This is a genomic window from Alkalithermobacter paradoxus (assembly GCA_002029295.1).
In the GTDB taxonomy this organism is placed as follows: domain Bacteria; phylum Bacillota; class Clostridia; order Peptostreptococcales; family Peptostreptococcaceae; genus Alkalithermobacter; species Alkalithermobacter paradoxus.
In genome coordinates this window covers 301,710-316,139 of record MZGW01000001.1, presented here as the reverse complement: position 1 = coordinate 316,139, position 14,430 = coordinate 301,710, and the positions used below count along the sequence as shown (strand labels likewise).

Genomic DNA, 14,430 nt, shown 5'->3' with positions numbered 1-14,430 from the left:
AATACAACTTAATTTATAATAATACTGAGGTGATATATATGAAGAAATTTATACCTACTAATAAACTCGTCCGATTTAAATGGGGCGGTACAACTTATGAGTGGGCAGAAGAAGCAAAAGAAATTCATGCCCAAATAGAAGATTTAAAGGAAGATGAAAAACCTAAAGAAGAAATTAAACATGAAATTGCTTATGGTACAACGAAACAGTACTGGAATTAAAAAATTCGCCTAAAAGGCGAATTTTTAGTCTAAGTAATCTTTCAGTTTCTTTGATCTACTAGGGTGTCTTAACTTTCTTAAGGCTTTTGCTTCTATTTGTCTTATTCTTTCACGAGTCACTTCAAACTCTTTTCCAACTTCTTCTAGAGTTCTAGCTCTACCATCTTCAAGACCGAATCTTAACTTCAATACTTTCTGCTCTCTTTCATTTAGTGAAGATAACACTTCTTCTATTTGCTCTTTTAAAAGTGAATATGCAGCAGCTTCTGCAGGTGCAGGAGCGTCTTCATCAGGTATGAAATCTCCTAAGTGACTATCTTCCTCTTCACCTATTGGAGTTTCAAGAGAAACTGGTTCTTGAGCTATCTTTAAGATTTCTCTTATCTTATCTTCAGAAAGATCCATTTGTTGTGCTATCTCGTCCGGTCTTGGCTCTCTACCTAATTCCTGCAATAATTGTCTAGAAACTCTTATAAGTTTGTTTATAGTTTCTACCATATGAACTGGTATTCTTATAGTTCTAGCTTGATCTGCTATAGCTCTAGTTATAGCCTGTCTTATCCACCATGTAGCATAAGTACTGAATTTATATCCTTTGCTATAATCAAATTTTTCAACAGCTTTTATAAGTCCTAAATTTCCCTCTTGAATTAAATCTAAAAATAGCATTCCTCTCCCTACATATCTTTTAGCAATGCTTACAACTAATCTAAGATTCGCTTCCACTAACCTTTTCTTAGCCATTTCTTCTCCATTTTCCATCCTTTTAGCAAGCTCTATTTCCTCTTGAGCTGAAAGAAGTGGTATCTTACCTATTTCCTTTAGATACATTCTAACAGGATCATCTATGCTTATTCCCTTTGGTAAAGATAAATCTAAATTCTCTAAATCTACTAAATCATCTGTATCATCCGCATCATCTACATCGTCTGCATCTATCAAATCAAGATCATCATCCTTTATAAAATCTATATCTTCCTTGATATCTTTTTGATCTATAACATCAATTCCCATCTGACCTAAAGTTTCGTAGATGTTTTCTATTTGATCCTTATCTAAATCTATCTCTCCGAACACTTCCATTATTTTGTCATAAGTAAGCTTTCCTTTTTTCTTCCCTTCTTCTATCAGATTCTTTACGGCTAATTTCTGTTCAGCATTTATAGTAGTACTCATATTCTCCCTCCTTTCCTATATAAGATTATTCATTTTCTTTTTTATGTTCATAATATCTAAACCTATCTGAAGCAATTGCATATCAACCTCACTTGAATTTATATTTTTATCATTTTTTTTCTTTTCTTGAAGCTCTAATTGTTTCATAATAAGAGCATCTATTTTATGTTTAAGACTGTTTCTTTTAAATATAGCTATCATATTCTCTAAATCACTTTCTAGATTAATATGTTCTATATCTATATTTAATATTTTATTGATTATATTTTCGTCTATGTCTAAATCTTTCATTTTGTCAATACTTATTATATCCAAATCGTCGTTTTTAATAATAAATTTAAGTATTTCTCTACTTTCACTTAGTAAAAAATCTTCTATATCTAATTTTAATAGTATAATATCTCTTAAATATTTTTTAGTTAAGAATATTTTCATAAGTTGAAGTTCTGCTATTTCTGCAGCATTTTTTTCAACCTTTATTTCTTCTCTTTTAATTTCATTTTCTTTATGTTTTTTTCTATAAAATTTCCCATATACTTCACTTTGAATCGCATTAACAGTTATTCCTGTTGTTTTAGCAATTATATTTATATAGTGTTCTACTTCTATAGGACTTTTTACTTCCTTAAGTATTTTAGAAGCTTCTTTTGTAAATTTTATCTTTTCTTCATCTACACTCAGATTATATTGTTTTTTTAAAATTTCTATCTTAAACTGAACCGATGAAATTGAATTTTTAAGTGCAGTTTTGAAGCTCTCAACACCGAAGTTTCTTATATATTCATCAGGATCTTTTGCTTCTTTAAGCTTAAGTATCCTAACATCAAGTCCAGCTTCTTTTAACACACTCATTCCTCTTATAGTTGCAGTAGTTCCCGCTTGATCCTCATCATACGCCAATATAACTTTATTTGCATATTTTTTTATAAGTTTACCTTGCTCTTTTGTAAGAGATGTTCCTAAAGATGCAACTACATTTTTTATTCCAAATTGAAAAAGACTTATAACGTCCATATACCCCTCTACAACTATAAGGCTATCATCTTGTATATTTTTTCTTGCAAAATTTAATCCATATAAATTATATCTTTTGTTAAAAATCGGAGTATCTGGTGAATTTAGATATTTTGGCATAGAATCGTCAATTACTCTTCCTCCAAAGCCTATAACATTTCCTCTTACATCAAATATTGGAAACATTACTCTGTTAACAAATCTATTTCTATATCCTCTATCGTCCTTTCTAGGTAATGCCAGTCCACCATCTACTATTTCCTTTATATCATATCCTTTGTTAAGCAGATATTTAGTAAGATCATCCCAATTATACGGTGCATATCCTAGTCCAAAATATTTAATTGTTTTATCATCTAACCCTCTAGATACTAAGTACTTATATGCACTATTATTCTTATTTATCAAAGCATTAAAAAAGTATCTAGCTGAGTCTACTTGCATTTCAAAAAACCTTTGTTCTTTGCTTAGCTTTTCTTTTGCTTTTTCGTCTATATCACCTTTTGGAATTTCAACTCCTGCTTTTGAAGCTAGAATTTTTAAGGCATCCATGAAGTCTAAGTTCTCTATTTTCATTACAAACTTAATTACATCTCCACCTTCTCCACATCCAAAACACTTAAACATTTGTTTTTGAGGACTAATTATAAAAGATGGGCTTTTTTCTGAATGAAATGGACATATTGCTTTATAATTTGAACCTGCTGGTTTAACACTAATATAACTAGATATTACATCTACTATATCGCTATTATCCTTAACTTGTTCTGTTATGTCATGAATGTTGTTGCTCATACCTTCACCTTCTATGCTTAGGTGTATATTTTATTAATTCTTCATAAATAATATTTTACCTTCATGTTAAACTTACAATTTTTTAATAACACATAGGAAATTATCTACTTTAATAGATTGTGAATAAATCATAATTTACGTAATGTATTTCAACAAAGTCTTCTTTTTTTAAATCTTTCTAAAGAAAGACTTTGTTTCTTTAATACAATTTTCTTAATCTGCATAAAGTTACAATTTACACTAATTCGACTTTTTTTTCTAAATTCCTTCTTTATTTTTATAATTTGTTTTAAAAATTAAATGAGGCCTATAGCCTCATTCTGTTTATTTCTTTCATAAGCTGTTCGAATTGATAAAAGTACAAGGACTGTTCTCCATCAGATAAAGCAATTTCTGGATCTGGATGAACTTCAACCATAATTCCATCTGCTCCTGCTGCAAGTCCTGCAAGGGCCATAGGGGTAACAAGTTCTCTAATTCCAGTTCCATGGCTTGGATCTACAACTACAGGAAGTCCTGTTTCTCTTTTTATTATAGGTATTGCAGCAATATCTAAAGTATTTCTAGTATAATCATTGTATGTCCTTATTCCTCTTTCACACATTATAATACTTTCATTTCCTCCTATACTTATATACTCTGCTGCATTTATCCATTCTGTAATAGTCGATGCAATCCCTCTTTTTAGAAGTACTGGTTTATCTTGTTTTCCTACTTCCAAAAGCAGTGGAAAGTTTTGCATATTTCTTGATCCAATCTGAATTATATCACATACATCATATATTTTTTCTAGTTCTCTTATATCCATAAGCTCTGTAATAATAGGAATATCAACTTCGTTTTTTACAGCTTTTAATATTTCCAACCCTTCTTCTTTTAATCCCTGAAATGAATAAGGCGAAGTTCTAGGTTTATATGCTCCACCTCTTAATACATTAGCTCCTTTTTCTTTTACAAATTTAGCAGTATCTAAAAGCTGATCATATCCTTCTATAGCGCAAGGCCCTGCAATTACCAGTTTATCACTTGGTATTTGTATTTTTTCATCCAGAGTAATTTCAACTTTTTTGTTACCAAACGCCTTTTTCACCATTCTCTGTATACTCCTTTATTCCTTGCTCTTTAAGTGTACTTAATATATCTTTTATGTTTTCGCCTTGTATATATAAATTTGGATCTATATCCATTAGTGGCACTAAAACAAATGCTCTTTCTTTCATTCTTGGGTGAGGAATAATTAATTTTTCATCATCAGAAATTATATCATCATAAAGTAAAATGTCAATATCAATAGATCTTGGTCCCCATCTTATTATCCTTTCCCTATGTAGAATATTCTCTACTTCTTGGCACTTTTCTAAAAGACTATGTGGAGAAAGATTCGTATTTATTTTGACACATATATTTAGAAACTTTTCTTGATTAATATATCCCCAAGGTTCTGTTTCATATACCTTTGAAACCTTTACTATATTAGTATCTTCAAATCGTCTTATATTATCTATTGCATCATTTATGTTTTTAATTCTATCACCCATATTAGTTCCAATACTTAAATAAACACTATGCATTCTTTTTTCTCCTTATTTCAACTCCAAAATAATCAAATATTCCATTTACAGGTGCTTCAGGTTTTTTTATTCTAACTACAATTTCGTCTATAATATCAAATTGATTTAATACATTCTTTGATATATTCTCCGCCAAAGCTTCTATCAATTTGTACGTATGCTTTTCACATACAGTTTTAGCTATTTCATAAACTTTAGCGTAGTTTATAGAATCATCTAGATTATCACTTTCTCCAGCCTTCTTCAAATCACAGTAAAGTTCTATATCTATAAAGAACTTCTGCCCGATTATATTTTCTTCTTTTAATGCTCCGTGATACCCAAAGAAAGCTAAATCTTTTAGTACAATCTTGTCCATAAATTTACCTACTTTCTATATATAGCATCAGCAACTTTTATAGCTCTTAAATTTTCTTTTATATCATGAACTCTAACTATATCTACTCCTTGCATTATTCCAATCACAGTAGTTGCAATAGTTCCCTCTACTCTTTCTTTTGGTGGTAAATCTAAGATTTTCCCTATCATAGATTTTCTAGAAGTACCAAGCAAAATTGGATATTTAAGATTTTTAAATTCCTCAATTCTTTTCATTACCTCTATATTTTGTTCATAAGTTTTTCCAAATCCTATACCGGGATCTATTATTATCTTATCATCTTTTATTCCCGCTTCTTTTGCTATTTTTATACTTTCTTTAAAGAAATCTTTCATACACTTTATTATATCATCAGAGTAATCTGTATTAGTTTGATTATGCATTATACATACAAAAGCATCATACTGTGCAATAACTTTAGCCATATCTTTATCTCTTTGAAGCCCCCATACATCATTTATCATATTCACTCCACATTCTAAAACCTTTCTTGCTACATTTGCTTTGTATGTGTCTACAGATATGAATGTATCTAAATTGTTAACTAGTGCATTAACTGTTGGAATTAGCCTTTTTATTTCTTCTTCCTCTGAGATTTCTACAGACCCTGGCCTTGTAGACTCTGCTCCTATATCTATTATATCTGCACCTTCATTTATCATTTTTTTTGCGTGATTAACTGCACAGTTCACATCTACAAATTCTCCTCCATCAGAAAAGCTATCTGGAGTTACATTTAGTATTCCCATTATATAAGTTCTATTTCCCCATTTAAACACTATCTCACCTACTTATGATTTATTAAACTCATAACCTCAGCTCTAGCTGCTGCATCTTTTTGGAAAATTCCTCTTACTGCCGATGTAACAGTCTTTGAACCAGGTTTTTTTATACCTCTCATAGTCATGCACATATGTTCTGCTTCAACAATAACTACTACTCCATGAGGATTTAATACTTCATTTATAGCATCAGCCACGGTAGTTGTTATCCTTTCTTGAAGTTGTGGTCTTCTAGCAACTGTTTCAACCACTCTAGCCAGTTTAGATAACCCGGTTAACTTTCCACCTTTTGGTATATAAGCGACATGTGCTTTTCCAAAGAATGGAACTAAATGATGTTCACAAGTTGAATAAAAAGGTATATCTTTAACTAATACTAATTCCTCATGCTTTTCATCCTGAAAATATATCTCAAGATGTTTTTTAGGGTCTTCATTTAGCCCACAATATATCTCCTCAAACATTCTAGCAATCCTATCAGGAGTTCCTTTTAACCCTTCTCTTTCTGGATTTTCACCTATAGCTTCAAGTATATCTTTTACTGCCCTTTGTATTTTTTCTTTATCCATTTAAGTCATCTCCTCTTTTGTATGTCATATTTATATATTCTTTGTCTATACTTTTCTTAAATATATAACTTACTATTTCTTCTAAAATATTTACATCATATGTCTCGTATAAATCTTTTATCATTTTATATAGTGTTTCATCTTCTTTTTCTAAAACTTTAAAAATCTTTTTATCCTTAGGAACCCATTTATTATTCAATCTAAAATACGAATGTAGTGCATTTTTCAAATAAACACTATATAAATAATTGATTTCACATTTATTTATATCAGTTTTAGTTTTTATTCTCTTTATATCATCAATCAAAAAAAACTGAATTTCAAAGGCCTCATCATCAGTTAATTTTCCAGGGCCTTTACTATAATCCTTAGCACATATATCTATATATTTTCTACCACAACCGTTCACATCATATACTAATTTTGAATATGTCATATTCTCTATAAAGAATTGAGTTTTATCTTTTATAAGTTTTTTTACTAGTTCTAAAGGAAAATAACTTATATCAAACTCTAAATTTCCTACTGATTTAATTTCTCTACTTTGATGTTTACCGTCTTTCATTATAACAAATATATCTATATCATTAGTTATTTTACTAAAATCTAAGTGCCTAGATGATCCTACCAAGATTATAGATAGAGTGTTAATGTCATTTTTAAGATTGGATATTTCACTTTCAAATATATATTTTCTATCCATAGTACTTCTCCTTAAAGCTCTTTTCTATGGTGCTAAATAGTTCACTTGTATTAGAATATTCAACATTTTCTATTTGTCTTACTCTCATAATGTCCATTAAGCTATTGGTTATAAAGCAAAAATCAAAATCATGCACTTCTTCTATTCTTATTTCTCTTTCTATTACATCTATATTTAAATCTTTTGCTATATCTATAACCTCTTGTCTTATAATCCCTGCTAGTATATCTAGATCTTTACATGGAGTATATATTTTATCATCTTTTATAAAAAATATATTACTCATAGACCCTTCTAAGATTTTGTTATCCATATTTATAAACAGCGACTCATCAAAACCACTTTTTATTGCATCTTTCTTTGAATATATATTTTCAATATAGCTAATTGTTTTATGCCTGTAAATAATACTTTTTCCTCTGATTATTGGAGATATCTTCAATTTGTATCCGTTTGTATAATCACTTTCTTGATATTGTATATCCCTTAATAAAAATGTATATCCATCATCAAATACCGTTACCCTCAAAGCCTTATACTCTATATCTTTTACATAATTTGTTATGGTCTTCTTTAGATTCATCTTACAAGTTTTAAAAGATATATTAAGTTCATTTATAGAATTGTACATTCTATCTAAGTGTTTATCTAAAAGTATCGGGATTCCTTTATATATCTTTATAGTCTCGAATAATCCTATTCCAAACTTCGCTATATCGCTATCTAAAGATATATTATACTTCATATCTACCTTTTAACGCTCTCATCATAGATTTTGCTTTATGAAGAGTTTCTTCATATTCTTCATTTGGATCTGAATCCCAAGTTATTCCTCCACCTACTTGAAAATATACATTTTTATCTTTTTTTACTATCGTCCTTATAGCTATATTAAGATCTAAGTTTCCATCAAAACCTATATAACCAATTGATCCTGTATATACATTTCTTTTAGTAGGCTCAAGCTCGTCTATTATTTCCATAGCTCTTATTTTAGGAGCTCCTGTTATTGATCCTCCTGGGAAAGTTGCTTTTATAACATCTACCGCATCGCAATCATCTTTAAGATTTCCTATTACTGTTGCAACTAAGTGATGTACATTTGTATATTCTTCTAGTTTAAATAATTCTGGTACCTTTACACTTCCTACTTTACATACCTTACCTAAGTCATTTCTTTCAAGATCTACTATCATAAGTAATTCCGCTTTATCTTTTTCGCTATTTATAAGTTCATTTCTATACATAATATCTTCTTCTTGAGTCTTACCTCTAGGTCTTGTCCCCTTTATAGGTCTTGTTTCAACTATATTATCAACACATTTTATAAATCTTTCTGGAGAATTTGAAAGAATGTGAACATCATCAAACTTTAGGAAAGACCCAAACGGGGCTGGAGATACTCTTCTTAAATCTCTATAAAGATCATAGCTTGAAATATTAATTTCTCCACTAAATCTTTGAGTTAGATTCACTTGATATACATCTCCACTTTCTATATAGTCTTGTATTTTCTTTATACTATTTACATACTCTTCTTTAGTGAAATTAGATTTTAAATCAATCTCTTCATGGCTGCTTTCTTCATAGCACACTTTGTCAATGCCATTATTCTGTGAGTCTAATATCCTTTGAGATACATCTTCAATTATGTTAAACTCTAACTTTTCATCTATATTCGGAGTTACTATATAAGTTTCATTTTCAATATGATCTATAGCTATAACCCAGTTATATAATCCAAAATAAATTTGAGGAATATTTACATCATCTATTGCAGTTTTAGGAATTTCTTCTATATAGTGACATAAGTCGTACGATAAATATCCAACAGCTCCACCTATAAATGGAATATTCGTTTTGTTTTCAACTTTATATTTTGAAAGCTTTTCTCTTAATACTTCTAGAGGGTTATTCTCACAGTTTTTTAGCTTGATTATCTCAAATGGATTTGCACTTATAAATGAGTACCTTCCTAATCTTTCTTTATCAATTGCACTATCTAATATAAAGCTATGATTATCATCTTTGAATATCGTGTATATCTCAAACGAACTAAGGTTTGTGTTTATTTTTTTTATCATTTTTTATCTCCCCTAGCTTCTTTTATAAAGTTTCTAAGAAGTTCATGCCCACTTTCAGTCAATATTGCCTCTGGGTGAAATTGAACGCCTTCAATTAAATACTTCTTATGCTTTATACCCATTATCTCCCCTTCATGAGTAGTAGCTGTTATTTCAAGTTCTTCAGGTAGTGTATCTTTATCTATAATTAATGAATGATATCTCGTAACCTTTAGTGGATTATTAAGTCCTCTAAAAACACCTTTATTTGTATGATTTATTTCGTGTACTTTTCCATGAACAGGCCTTATGGCTTTTACTATATTTCCACCAAATACTTGTCCTATAGTTTGATGTCCTAGACATATACCTAGTATAGCTTTTTTGCCTTTGAAATGTTTTACAACATCTATTGATATCCCTGCTTCATTAGGAGAACACGGTCCTGGTGATATAACTATTATCTGTGGATCAAGCTTTTGTATATCTTCTATTGTTATTTCATCATTTCTTTTTACTACTATTTCTTCTCCTAGTTCTCCTAAAAATTGAACTAAATTATAAGTAAATGAATCATAATTATCAATCATTAATATCAAAAACAATTCCCCCTTTTGTTTCAAAAGCACCACTTTGATTAAAAATGGTGCCTACAATCTTTATCAAATAAAATTTTTCACAAATTTAACACTGTATTTATATTATATCTTATATTTATACATTTTTCATTTAATTTCTGTCTATTTTTTGGATTAGTAGCTTAAACGTAGCCAAAATATATGTATAAAATAATGTATCTGTGCAATCATAAAAGTAATTCTTATAGTTTCTGGAGGTGCTTATGAATAATAAGTATGTTATAATAAGATCAGATACAAAATCTATATCTGAGGCTATGACTAAAAGTGAGGCAATCTCAAAAATAAAAGAATATGATAAAGAAGGTATATCTGCCTATATAGTATCTCAAGACGAAGGAGATAGAATCAAGAAAAGTAATTTTAATATTCCTAAATGGGATTAATTTAAAAGACAAAGGTAAAAATCCTTTGTCTTTTTTTTAGTAATAAAAACACCTTCTTAATAATAAGTTTTATATATAAACTTAAAGGAGATGTTTTTATGTTTGTATATAAGATAGAAAAAAAGAATATCTTTCCTATCAGAATATTAATCCCGTTTTATATATATAAATTCAGATATATTTTTTTAAAAAAATTCAATATATACTTTGATGTAAATATAGATTATAAAGAAGATGAAATTGAAATATCCTTTGTGGATTACTCTTATAGTGGACTTGATTGGATGCCTCAATTCACTTTTAAAATATACAAAAAAACTAATTCTATATACCTATCAGCCATTAAGCTTCCTTATTCTATACAAAAAACTGGTATAGGTACATTTTGCGTAGATTGGCTAAAGAATTTTGCCAAAACATTTAGTTTTGATTGCATATTCTTAGGTTCATATCCTTGTGCTTATGGATTTTGGAGTAAAATGAACTTCGAAAAAGTTCCTTATCAAGATCAAATATTATATTTTAGCTGTAATTAAACTAAATGTTCCTGGCACTTTAATAAAAAGGCTTTTATATTTTCTCTTTCTTCATTTATTTTATCATTATTCATATTTCCCCTTCCTAATCTATCACAAAGGGACAAGAGTGCTATTTCATCTACAGAAACTTCGGACACCATCGCCTTAATATCTGAAAATGGAAGCTCTTTAACTACAAATAGGGTTTGCATATGCCATCTAACCATGTTAGAAACATCTTCTATAAACTTCTTGTCACTTACAAACTTACTCAAAAATTCTACTGCTAATTCTTTACCAACCTTGTCGTGATCATACGAAGTTATCTTTTCTTTTCTAACTTTTGTTGTGCTAGTTTTTCCTATATCGTGAAGCAAAGCTGACCACATCAATACTTTAGGATTTTTGCTGTCTTCTTTCCTCCTTGCAGCATTATCTACAACTAACATAGTGTGATTCCATACACTACCTTCAGGATGGTGAACTGGAGATTGAGGAACTTTTTCTAAATCACTTATAAAACTAAAAGGATATTTTCTGAATAACTCTTCATTTTCTAAAAGTTGGTTAAAATAAATAGATGGTTTTTCATCATTCATTAGATGTTTATCTATTTCTTCAAAAAATTCTTTTATATCTTTCATAACTTATCTCCTTTTTTATCTTAGTTTATATTATTTTTTACTGTTTTTAAACTAAATAAACTTTTTGTTTTATTTCTACTAGGAAATAATATAATATTGACCTAATTCTAAGTATAAAGTAATATACAATTACAACAAATTTTGGAGGATTTTTTATGAGATGGAATGATAAAAGATACCACTCTTTAAATTATGAACTTAGAAAAGTATTTGGTTGTAAAGTATTTAAACTTTCTTTAAATGGGAACTTCACATGCCCAAATAGAGATGGCTTAATAAGTAATAGTGGCTGTATATTCTGTAGTGAGAAGGGATCTGGAGATTTTGCGGGTTCAAATATTTTTAGTATAAAAGATCAGATAAATGAGCAGATAAATCTTCTTTCTAAAAAGTGGACAAGTGGAAAATATATATCATATTTTCAAAGTTTTACTAACACTTACGATACTGCTGACAATTTAAGAAAAAAATATAACGAAGCTATATCTTGCGATAATGTAGTTGGACTTGCTGTAGCCACAAGACCTGACTGCTTATCTGATGATGTTATTGATGTTTTAGATGAGTTTAATAAAAAAACATATATGTGGGTTGAGCTAGGTCTTCAAACTATACATGAATCCACAGCAAAACTCATAAATAGAGGATATGAGTTATCTGTTTTTGATAAAGCTATAGAAAAACTTAGAAAAAGAAATATAAATGTGGTTGTTCATTTAATACTCGGTCTTCCTTTTGAGAGTAGAAATGATATGCTTTCGTCTGTTAAATATATTTCTAATTTAGATATTCAGGGAGTTAAGCTTCATCTTATGCATATTCTTAAAAATACTTACCTTGAAACTTTTTATAAAAATAATCAATTCCATATTTTAACTCAAGATGAGTATGTTTCATTAGTGGTTGATTGTATAGAGATACTTCCACCTAGTGTAGTTATTCATAGAATAACAGGAGATGGGCCTAAGGACTTATTGATAGAGCCTAAATGGAGTTTGAATAAAAGAGCTGTTCTAAATGCTATAGAGAAAGAATTAAGGGATAGGGATTCTTATCAAGGTATGAGATTTAAAAAGCCAACGGTTTAACGTTGGCTTTTTATTATCCTAATATAGTTTGTAAATCTTTATCAGGAGTTGATATAGGAGTTATATTGAATTTATCAACAAGAACTTGAAGTATATTAGGAGTTACAAACGCCGGAAGTGTAGGTCCTAGATATATATTTTTTATACCTAAAGATAAAAGAGTTAACAATATAGCTACAGCTTTTTGCTCATACCAAGAAAGAACTAATGATAAAGGTAGTTCGTTAACACTGCAGTTAAATGCCTCTGCAAGTGCTACTGCTATTTTTATAGCAGAATACGAGTCATTACATTGACCTACGTCTAAAAGTCTTGGAAGACCTGCAACTGTTCCAAAGTCATATTTGTTAAATCTATATTTACCACAAGCTAAAGTAAGTATAACTGTATCACTTGGAGTTTTTTGTGCGAACTCTGTGTAGTAATTTCTACCAGGTCTTGCTCCATCACACCCTCCTATCAAGAAGAAATGTCTTATCTTTCCAGTTTTTACAGCTTCTATAATTTCACCTGCGTGACTTAGAACTGCATTATGTCCAAAACCTACTAATATTTTCTTCTCAGGTTCGTCTTCTGTAAATCCACCTAACTCTAGTGCCTTTTCTATAATAGGTGTAAAGTCTTTCTTTCCATTAACTTCTTTTATATGGGATATTTCTGGCCATCCAACTATACTTGTTGTAAATATTCTATCTTTATAGCTATCTCTTGGTTTCATAAGGCAATTTGTAGTCATTAGAATACATCCAGGAATGTTATCAAACTCTTTTTGTTGTTCTTGCCATGCTCCTCCAAAGTTTCCAGCTAGATGCTTATATTTCTTAAGTTCTGGATATCCATGAGCAGGGAGCATTTCACTATGAGTATATATATTAATACCTTTTCCTTCAGTTTGCTCTAAAAGTTCTTTCAAATCCTTTAAATCGTGTCCAGATACTATTATAAATGGACCTTTTTTCTTTGTAACTAATACTTCATTAGGTGTAGGATGTCCGTAAGCTCCTGTGTTTGCAGAATCTAACATTTCCATACACTTTAGATTGGTTTTTCCAAACTCCATATTAAGATTGAATAAATCTTCAACACTCAAACTATCATCAATAGTTGCAGATAATCCTTTGTAGAAGAAGTTATTCACTTCATCGTCGAATTTTCCAAGCACATAAGAGTGGTGTGCATAGGCTGCCATTCCTTTAAATCCATATATAAGAAGCTCTCTTAGAGAACGAATATCCATGTCTAAATCTTCATCTGACATTACCCCTATTTTTTTAGAGTCTTCTAACATCTCATGTTTAGTTGAAGGCGGTCTATACTTTACAACCTCAGGAGCATTTGGAACTTCTCCCACCTTAGCTTTTAACTCTTCTTTGATGCTATCAGCACGTTTTATATACTCTACGAATCTTTCTTCATCAAAGTTAACATTTGTTAGAGTAGAGAACATAGCATCTACAACGAATTTATTTGTTTCGCTGCAAATTTTCTCTCCTTTTTCTAAAAGTTTTTGACCATAGAACCCTATACCTTTAAGTAAGTGTATTAATAAATCTTGAAGATTAGCAACATCTGGTTCTTTTCCACATACACCTACTTTTACACAACCCTTAGATCCTGCTGTTTGTTCGCACTGATAACAAAACATAGAGTTATCCATTCGTAATCCTCCTTTTATTTTTCTGGTTCAAATTGATCCTTTCCTACTCCACATAATGGACATAACCAGTCTTCAGGAACATTTTCCCAAGGAGTTCCCTCTGCTACACCGTTATCTGGATCTCCTAATTCTGGATCATACACATAACCACATACTACACATACGTATTTTTGCATTTTAAATTCCTCCTCATTAAACTATTTTTAATAATTTTTGTTATTATTAT

Annotated in this window: 18 protein-coding genes; 4 read left to right on the top strand and 14 right to left on the bottom strand. The window is 29.8% G+C overall.

The features are described 5' to 3' along the window. Positions 1-29 precede the first annotated feature (29 nt). On the top strand, positions 30-221 hold the full coding sequence (locus tag CLOTH_RS01685; protein ID WP_158080439.1) for a hypothetical protein: 192 nt from the start codon (positions 30-32) through the stop codon (positions 219-221). A 24-nt stretch (positions 222-245) separates the two neighbouring features. Here CLOTH_RS01685 and rpoD read toward each other — a convergent pair whose 3' ends face one another. From rpoD to CLOTH_RS01630, 11 genes are all read right to left on the bottom strand, one after another. Next, complete coding sequence (rpoD, locus tag CLOTH_RS01680) at positions 246-1,397, bottom strand: RNA polymerase sigma factor RpoD (protein WP_079410594.1); 1,152 nt, start codon at positions 1,395-1,397, stop codon at positions 246-248. Positions 1,398-1,412: 15 nt separating this feature from the next. Then, entirely contained in the window at positions 1,413-3,206 is a 1,794-nt protein-coding gene (gene dnaG / locus CLOTH_RS01675) for a DNA primase (RefSeq protein ID WP_079410591.1), read from the bottom strand. Between the two features lie 307 nt (positions 3,207-3,513). Continuing rightward, the gene (gene aroF, locus CLOTH_RS01670; RefSeq protein ID WP_079410589.1) at positions 3,514-4,299 is read right to left on the bottom strand and encodes a 3-deoxy-7-phosphoheptulonate synthase; all 786 of its coding nucleotides are present in this window, start codon (positions 4,297-4,299) and stop codon (positions 3,514-3,516) included. Continuing rightward, positions 4,277-4,777: a 2-amino-4-hydroxy-6-hydroxymethyldihydropteridine diphosphokinase gene (gene folK, locus CLOTH_RS01665; protein ID WP_079410587.1), complete on the bottom strand. Its 501-nt coding sequence runs from the start codon at positions 4,775-4,777 to the stop codon at positions 4,277-4,279. Before folK ends, aroF begins: the two co-directional genes overlap by 23 nt. Then, entirely contained in the window at positions 4,770-5,135 is a 366-nt protein-coding gene (gene folB, locus CLOTH_RS01660) for a dihydroneopterin aldolase (protein WP_079410584.1), read from the bottom strand. The genes folK and folB overlap by 8 nt, the downstream gene beginning before the upstream one ends. 8 nt (positions 5,136-5,143) lie before the next feature. Continuing rightward, positions 5,144-5,935 (bottom strand): dihydropteroate synthase, encoded by a 792-nt coding sequence (gene folP, locus CLOTH_RS01655; RefSeq protein WP_079410582.1) that lies wholly within the window; start codon positions 5,933-5,935, stop codon positions 5,144-5,146. 8 nt (positions 5,936-5,943) lie between these two features. Further along, positions 5,944-6,507, bottom strand: coding sequence for a GTP cyclohydrolase I FolE (gene folE, locus CLOTH_RS01650; protein ID WP_079410580.1), 564 nt, complete (start codon positions 6,505-6,507; stop codon positions 5,944-5,946). Further along, entirely contained in the window at positions 6,500-7,210 is a 711-nt protein-coding gene (locus CLOTH_RS01645) for a hypothetical protein (RefSeq protein ID WP_079410578.1), read from the bottom strand. Before CLOTH_RS01645 ends, folE begins: the two co-directional genes overlap by 8 nt. Then, complete coding sequence (locus tag CLOTH_RS01640; RefSeq protein ID WP_079410576.1) at positions 7,203-7,955, bottom strand: aminotransferase class IV; 753 nt, start codon at positions 7,953-7,955, stop codon at positions 7,203-7,205. Before CLOTH_RS01640 ends, CLOTH_RS01645 begins: the two co-directional genes overlap by 8 nt. Then, on the bottom strand, positions 7,945-9,294 hold the full coding sequence (gene pabB, locus CLOTH_RS01635; protein WP_079410574.1) for an aminodeoxychorismate synthase component I: 1,350 nt from the start codon (positions 9,292-9,294) through the stop codon (positions 7,945-7,947). Before pabB ends, CLOTH_RS01640 begins: the two co-directional genes overlap by 11 nt. Beyond that, positions 9,291-9,872, bottom strand: coding sequence for an anthranilate synthase component II (locus tag CLOTH_RS01630; protein WP_079410572.1), 582 nt, complete (start codon positions 9,870-9,872; stop codon positions 9,291-9,293). The genes pabB and CLOTH_RS01630 overlap by 4 nt, the downstream gene beginning before the upstream one ends. A 242-nt stretch (positions 9,873-10,114) precedes the next feature. Here CLOTH_RS01630 and CLOTH_RS01625 point away from each other — a divergent pair, with 242 nt between their 5' ends. Both CLOTH_RS01625 and CLOTH_RS01620 read left to right on the top strand, forming a co-directional pair. After that, on the top strand, positions 10,115-10,297 hold the full coding sequence (locus tag CLOTH_RS01625; protein ID WP_079410570.1) for a hypothetical protein: 183 nt from the start codon (positions 10,115-10,117) through the stop codon (positions 10,295-10,297). Between the two features lie 98 nt (positions 10,298-10,395). After that, positions 10,396-10,833 carry a GNAT family N-acetyltransferase gene (locus CLOTH_RS01620; RefSeq protein ID WP_079410567.1) on the top strand — a complete coding sequence of 146 codons (438 nt, stop codon included), beginning with the start codon at positions 10,396-10,398 and terminating at the stop codon, positions 10,831-10,833. Here CLOTH_RS01620 and CLOTH_RS01615 read toward each other — a convergent pair. Continuing rightward, positions 10,830-11,459, bottom strand: coding sequence for an HD domain-containing protein (locus CLOTH_RS01615; RefSeq protein WP_079410565.1), 630 nt, complete (start codon positions 11,457-11,459; stop codon positions 10,830-10,832). The two genes, CLOTH_RS01620 and CLOTH_RS01615, sit on opposite strands and share 4 nt — an antisense overlap. 155 nt (positions 11,460-11,614) lie before the next feature. Here CLOTH_RS01615 and CLOTH_RS01610 point away from each other — a divergent pair, with 155 nt between their 5' ends. Further along, positions 11,615-12,547, top strand: coding sequence for a TIGR01212 family radical SAM protein (locus tag CLOTH_RS01610; RefSeq protein ID WP_079410562.1), 933 nt, complete (start codon positions 11,615-11,617; stop codon positions 12,545-12,547). 13 nt (positions 12,548-12,560) lie between these two features. Here CLOTH_RS01610 and hcp read toward each other — a convergent pair whose 3' ends face one another. Both hcp and rd read right to left on the bottom strand, forming a co-directional pair. Further along, complete coding sequence (gene hcp / locus CLOTH_RS01605) at positions 12,561-14,204, bottom strand: hydroxylamine reductase (protein ID WP_079410560.1); 1,644 nt, start codon at positions 14,202-14,204, stop codon at positions 12,561-12,563. A 14-nt stretch (positions 14,205-14,218) separates the two neighbouring features. Continuing rightward, complete coding sequence (gene rd, locus CLOTH_RS01600; protein WP_079410557.1) at positions 14,219-14,380, bottom strand: rubredoxin; 162 nt, start codon at positions 14,378-14,380, stop codon at positions 14,219-14,221. Between the last annotated feature and the right edge of the window lie 50 nt (positions 14,381-14,430).

Bases quoted from the DNA above. Each gene is read 5' to 3' on its own strand.
- rpoD (WP_079410594.1), bottom strand. From the start codon at position 1,397: ATGAGTACTACTATAAATGCTGAACAGAAATTAGCCGTAAAGAATCTG.
- dnaG (WP_079410591.1), bottom strand. From the start codon at position 3,206: ATGAGCAACAACATTCATGACATAACAGAACAAGTTAAGGATAATAGC.
- aroF (WP_079410589.1), bottom strand. From the start codon at position 4,299: ATGGTGAAAAAGGCGTTTGGTAACAAAAAAGTTGAAATTACTCTGGAT.
- folK (WP_079410587.1), bottom strand. From the start codon at position 4,777: ATGCATAGTGTTTATTTAAGTATTGGAACTAATATGGGTGATAGAATT.
- folB (WP_079410584.1), bottom strand. From the start codon at position 5,135: ATGGACAAGATTGTACTAAAAGATTTAGCTTTCTTTGGGTATCACGGA.
- folE (WP_079410580.1), bottom strand. From the start codon at position 6,507: ATGGATAAAGAAAAAATACAAAGGGCAGTAAAAGATATACTTGAAGCT.
- CLOTH_RS01645 (WP_079410578.1), bottom strand. From the start codon at position 7,210: ATGGATAGAAAATATATATTTGAAAGTGAAATATCCAATCTTAAAAAT.
- CLOTH_RS01640 (WP_079410576.1), bottom strand. From the start codon at position 7,955: ATGAAGTATAATATATCTTTAGATAGCGATATAGCGAAGTTTGGAATA.
- pabB (WP_079410574.1), bottom strand. From the start codon at position 9,294: ATGATAAAAAAAATAAACACAAACCTTAGTTCGTTTGAGATATACACG.
- CLOTH_RS01625 (WP_079410570.1), top strand. From the start codon at position 10,115: ATGAATAATAAGTATGTTATAATAAGATCAGATACAAAATCTATATCT.
- CLOTH_RS01620 (WP_079410567.1), top strand. From the start codon at position 10,396: ATGTTTGTATATAAGATAGAAAAAAAGAATATCTTTCCTATCAGAATA.
- CLOTH_RS01615 (WP_079410565.1), bottom strand. From the start codon at position 11,459: ATGAAAGATATAAAAGAATTTTTTGAAGAAATAGATAAACATCTAATG.
- CLOTH_RS01610 (WP_079410562.1), top strand. From the start codon at position 11,615: ATGAGATGGAATGATAAAAGATACCACTCTTTAAATTATGAACTTAGA.
- hcp (WP_079410560.1), bottom strand. From the start codon at position 14,204: ATGGATAACTCTATGTTTTGTTATCAGTGCGAACAAACAGCAGGATCT.
- rd (WP_079410557.1), bottom strand. From the start codon at position 14,380: ATGCAAAAATACGTATGTGTAGTATGTGGTTATGTGTATGATCCAGAA.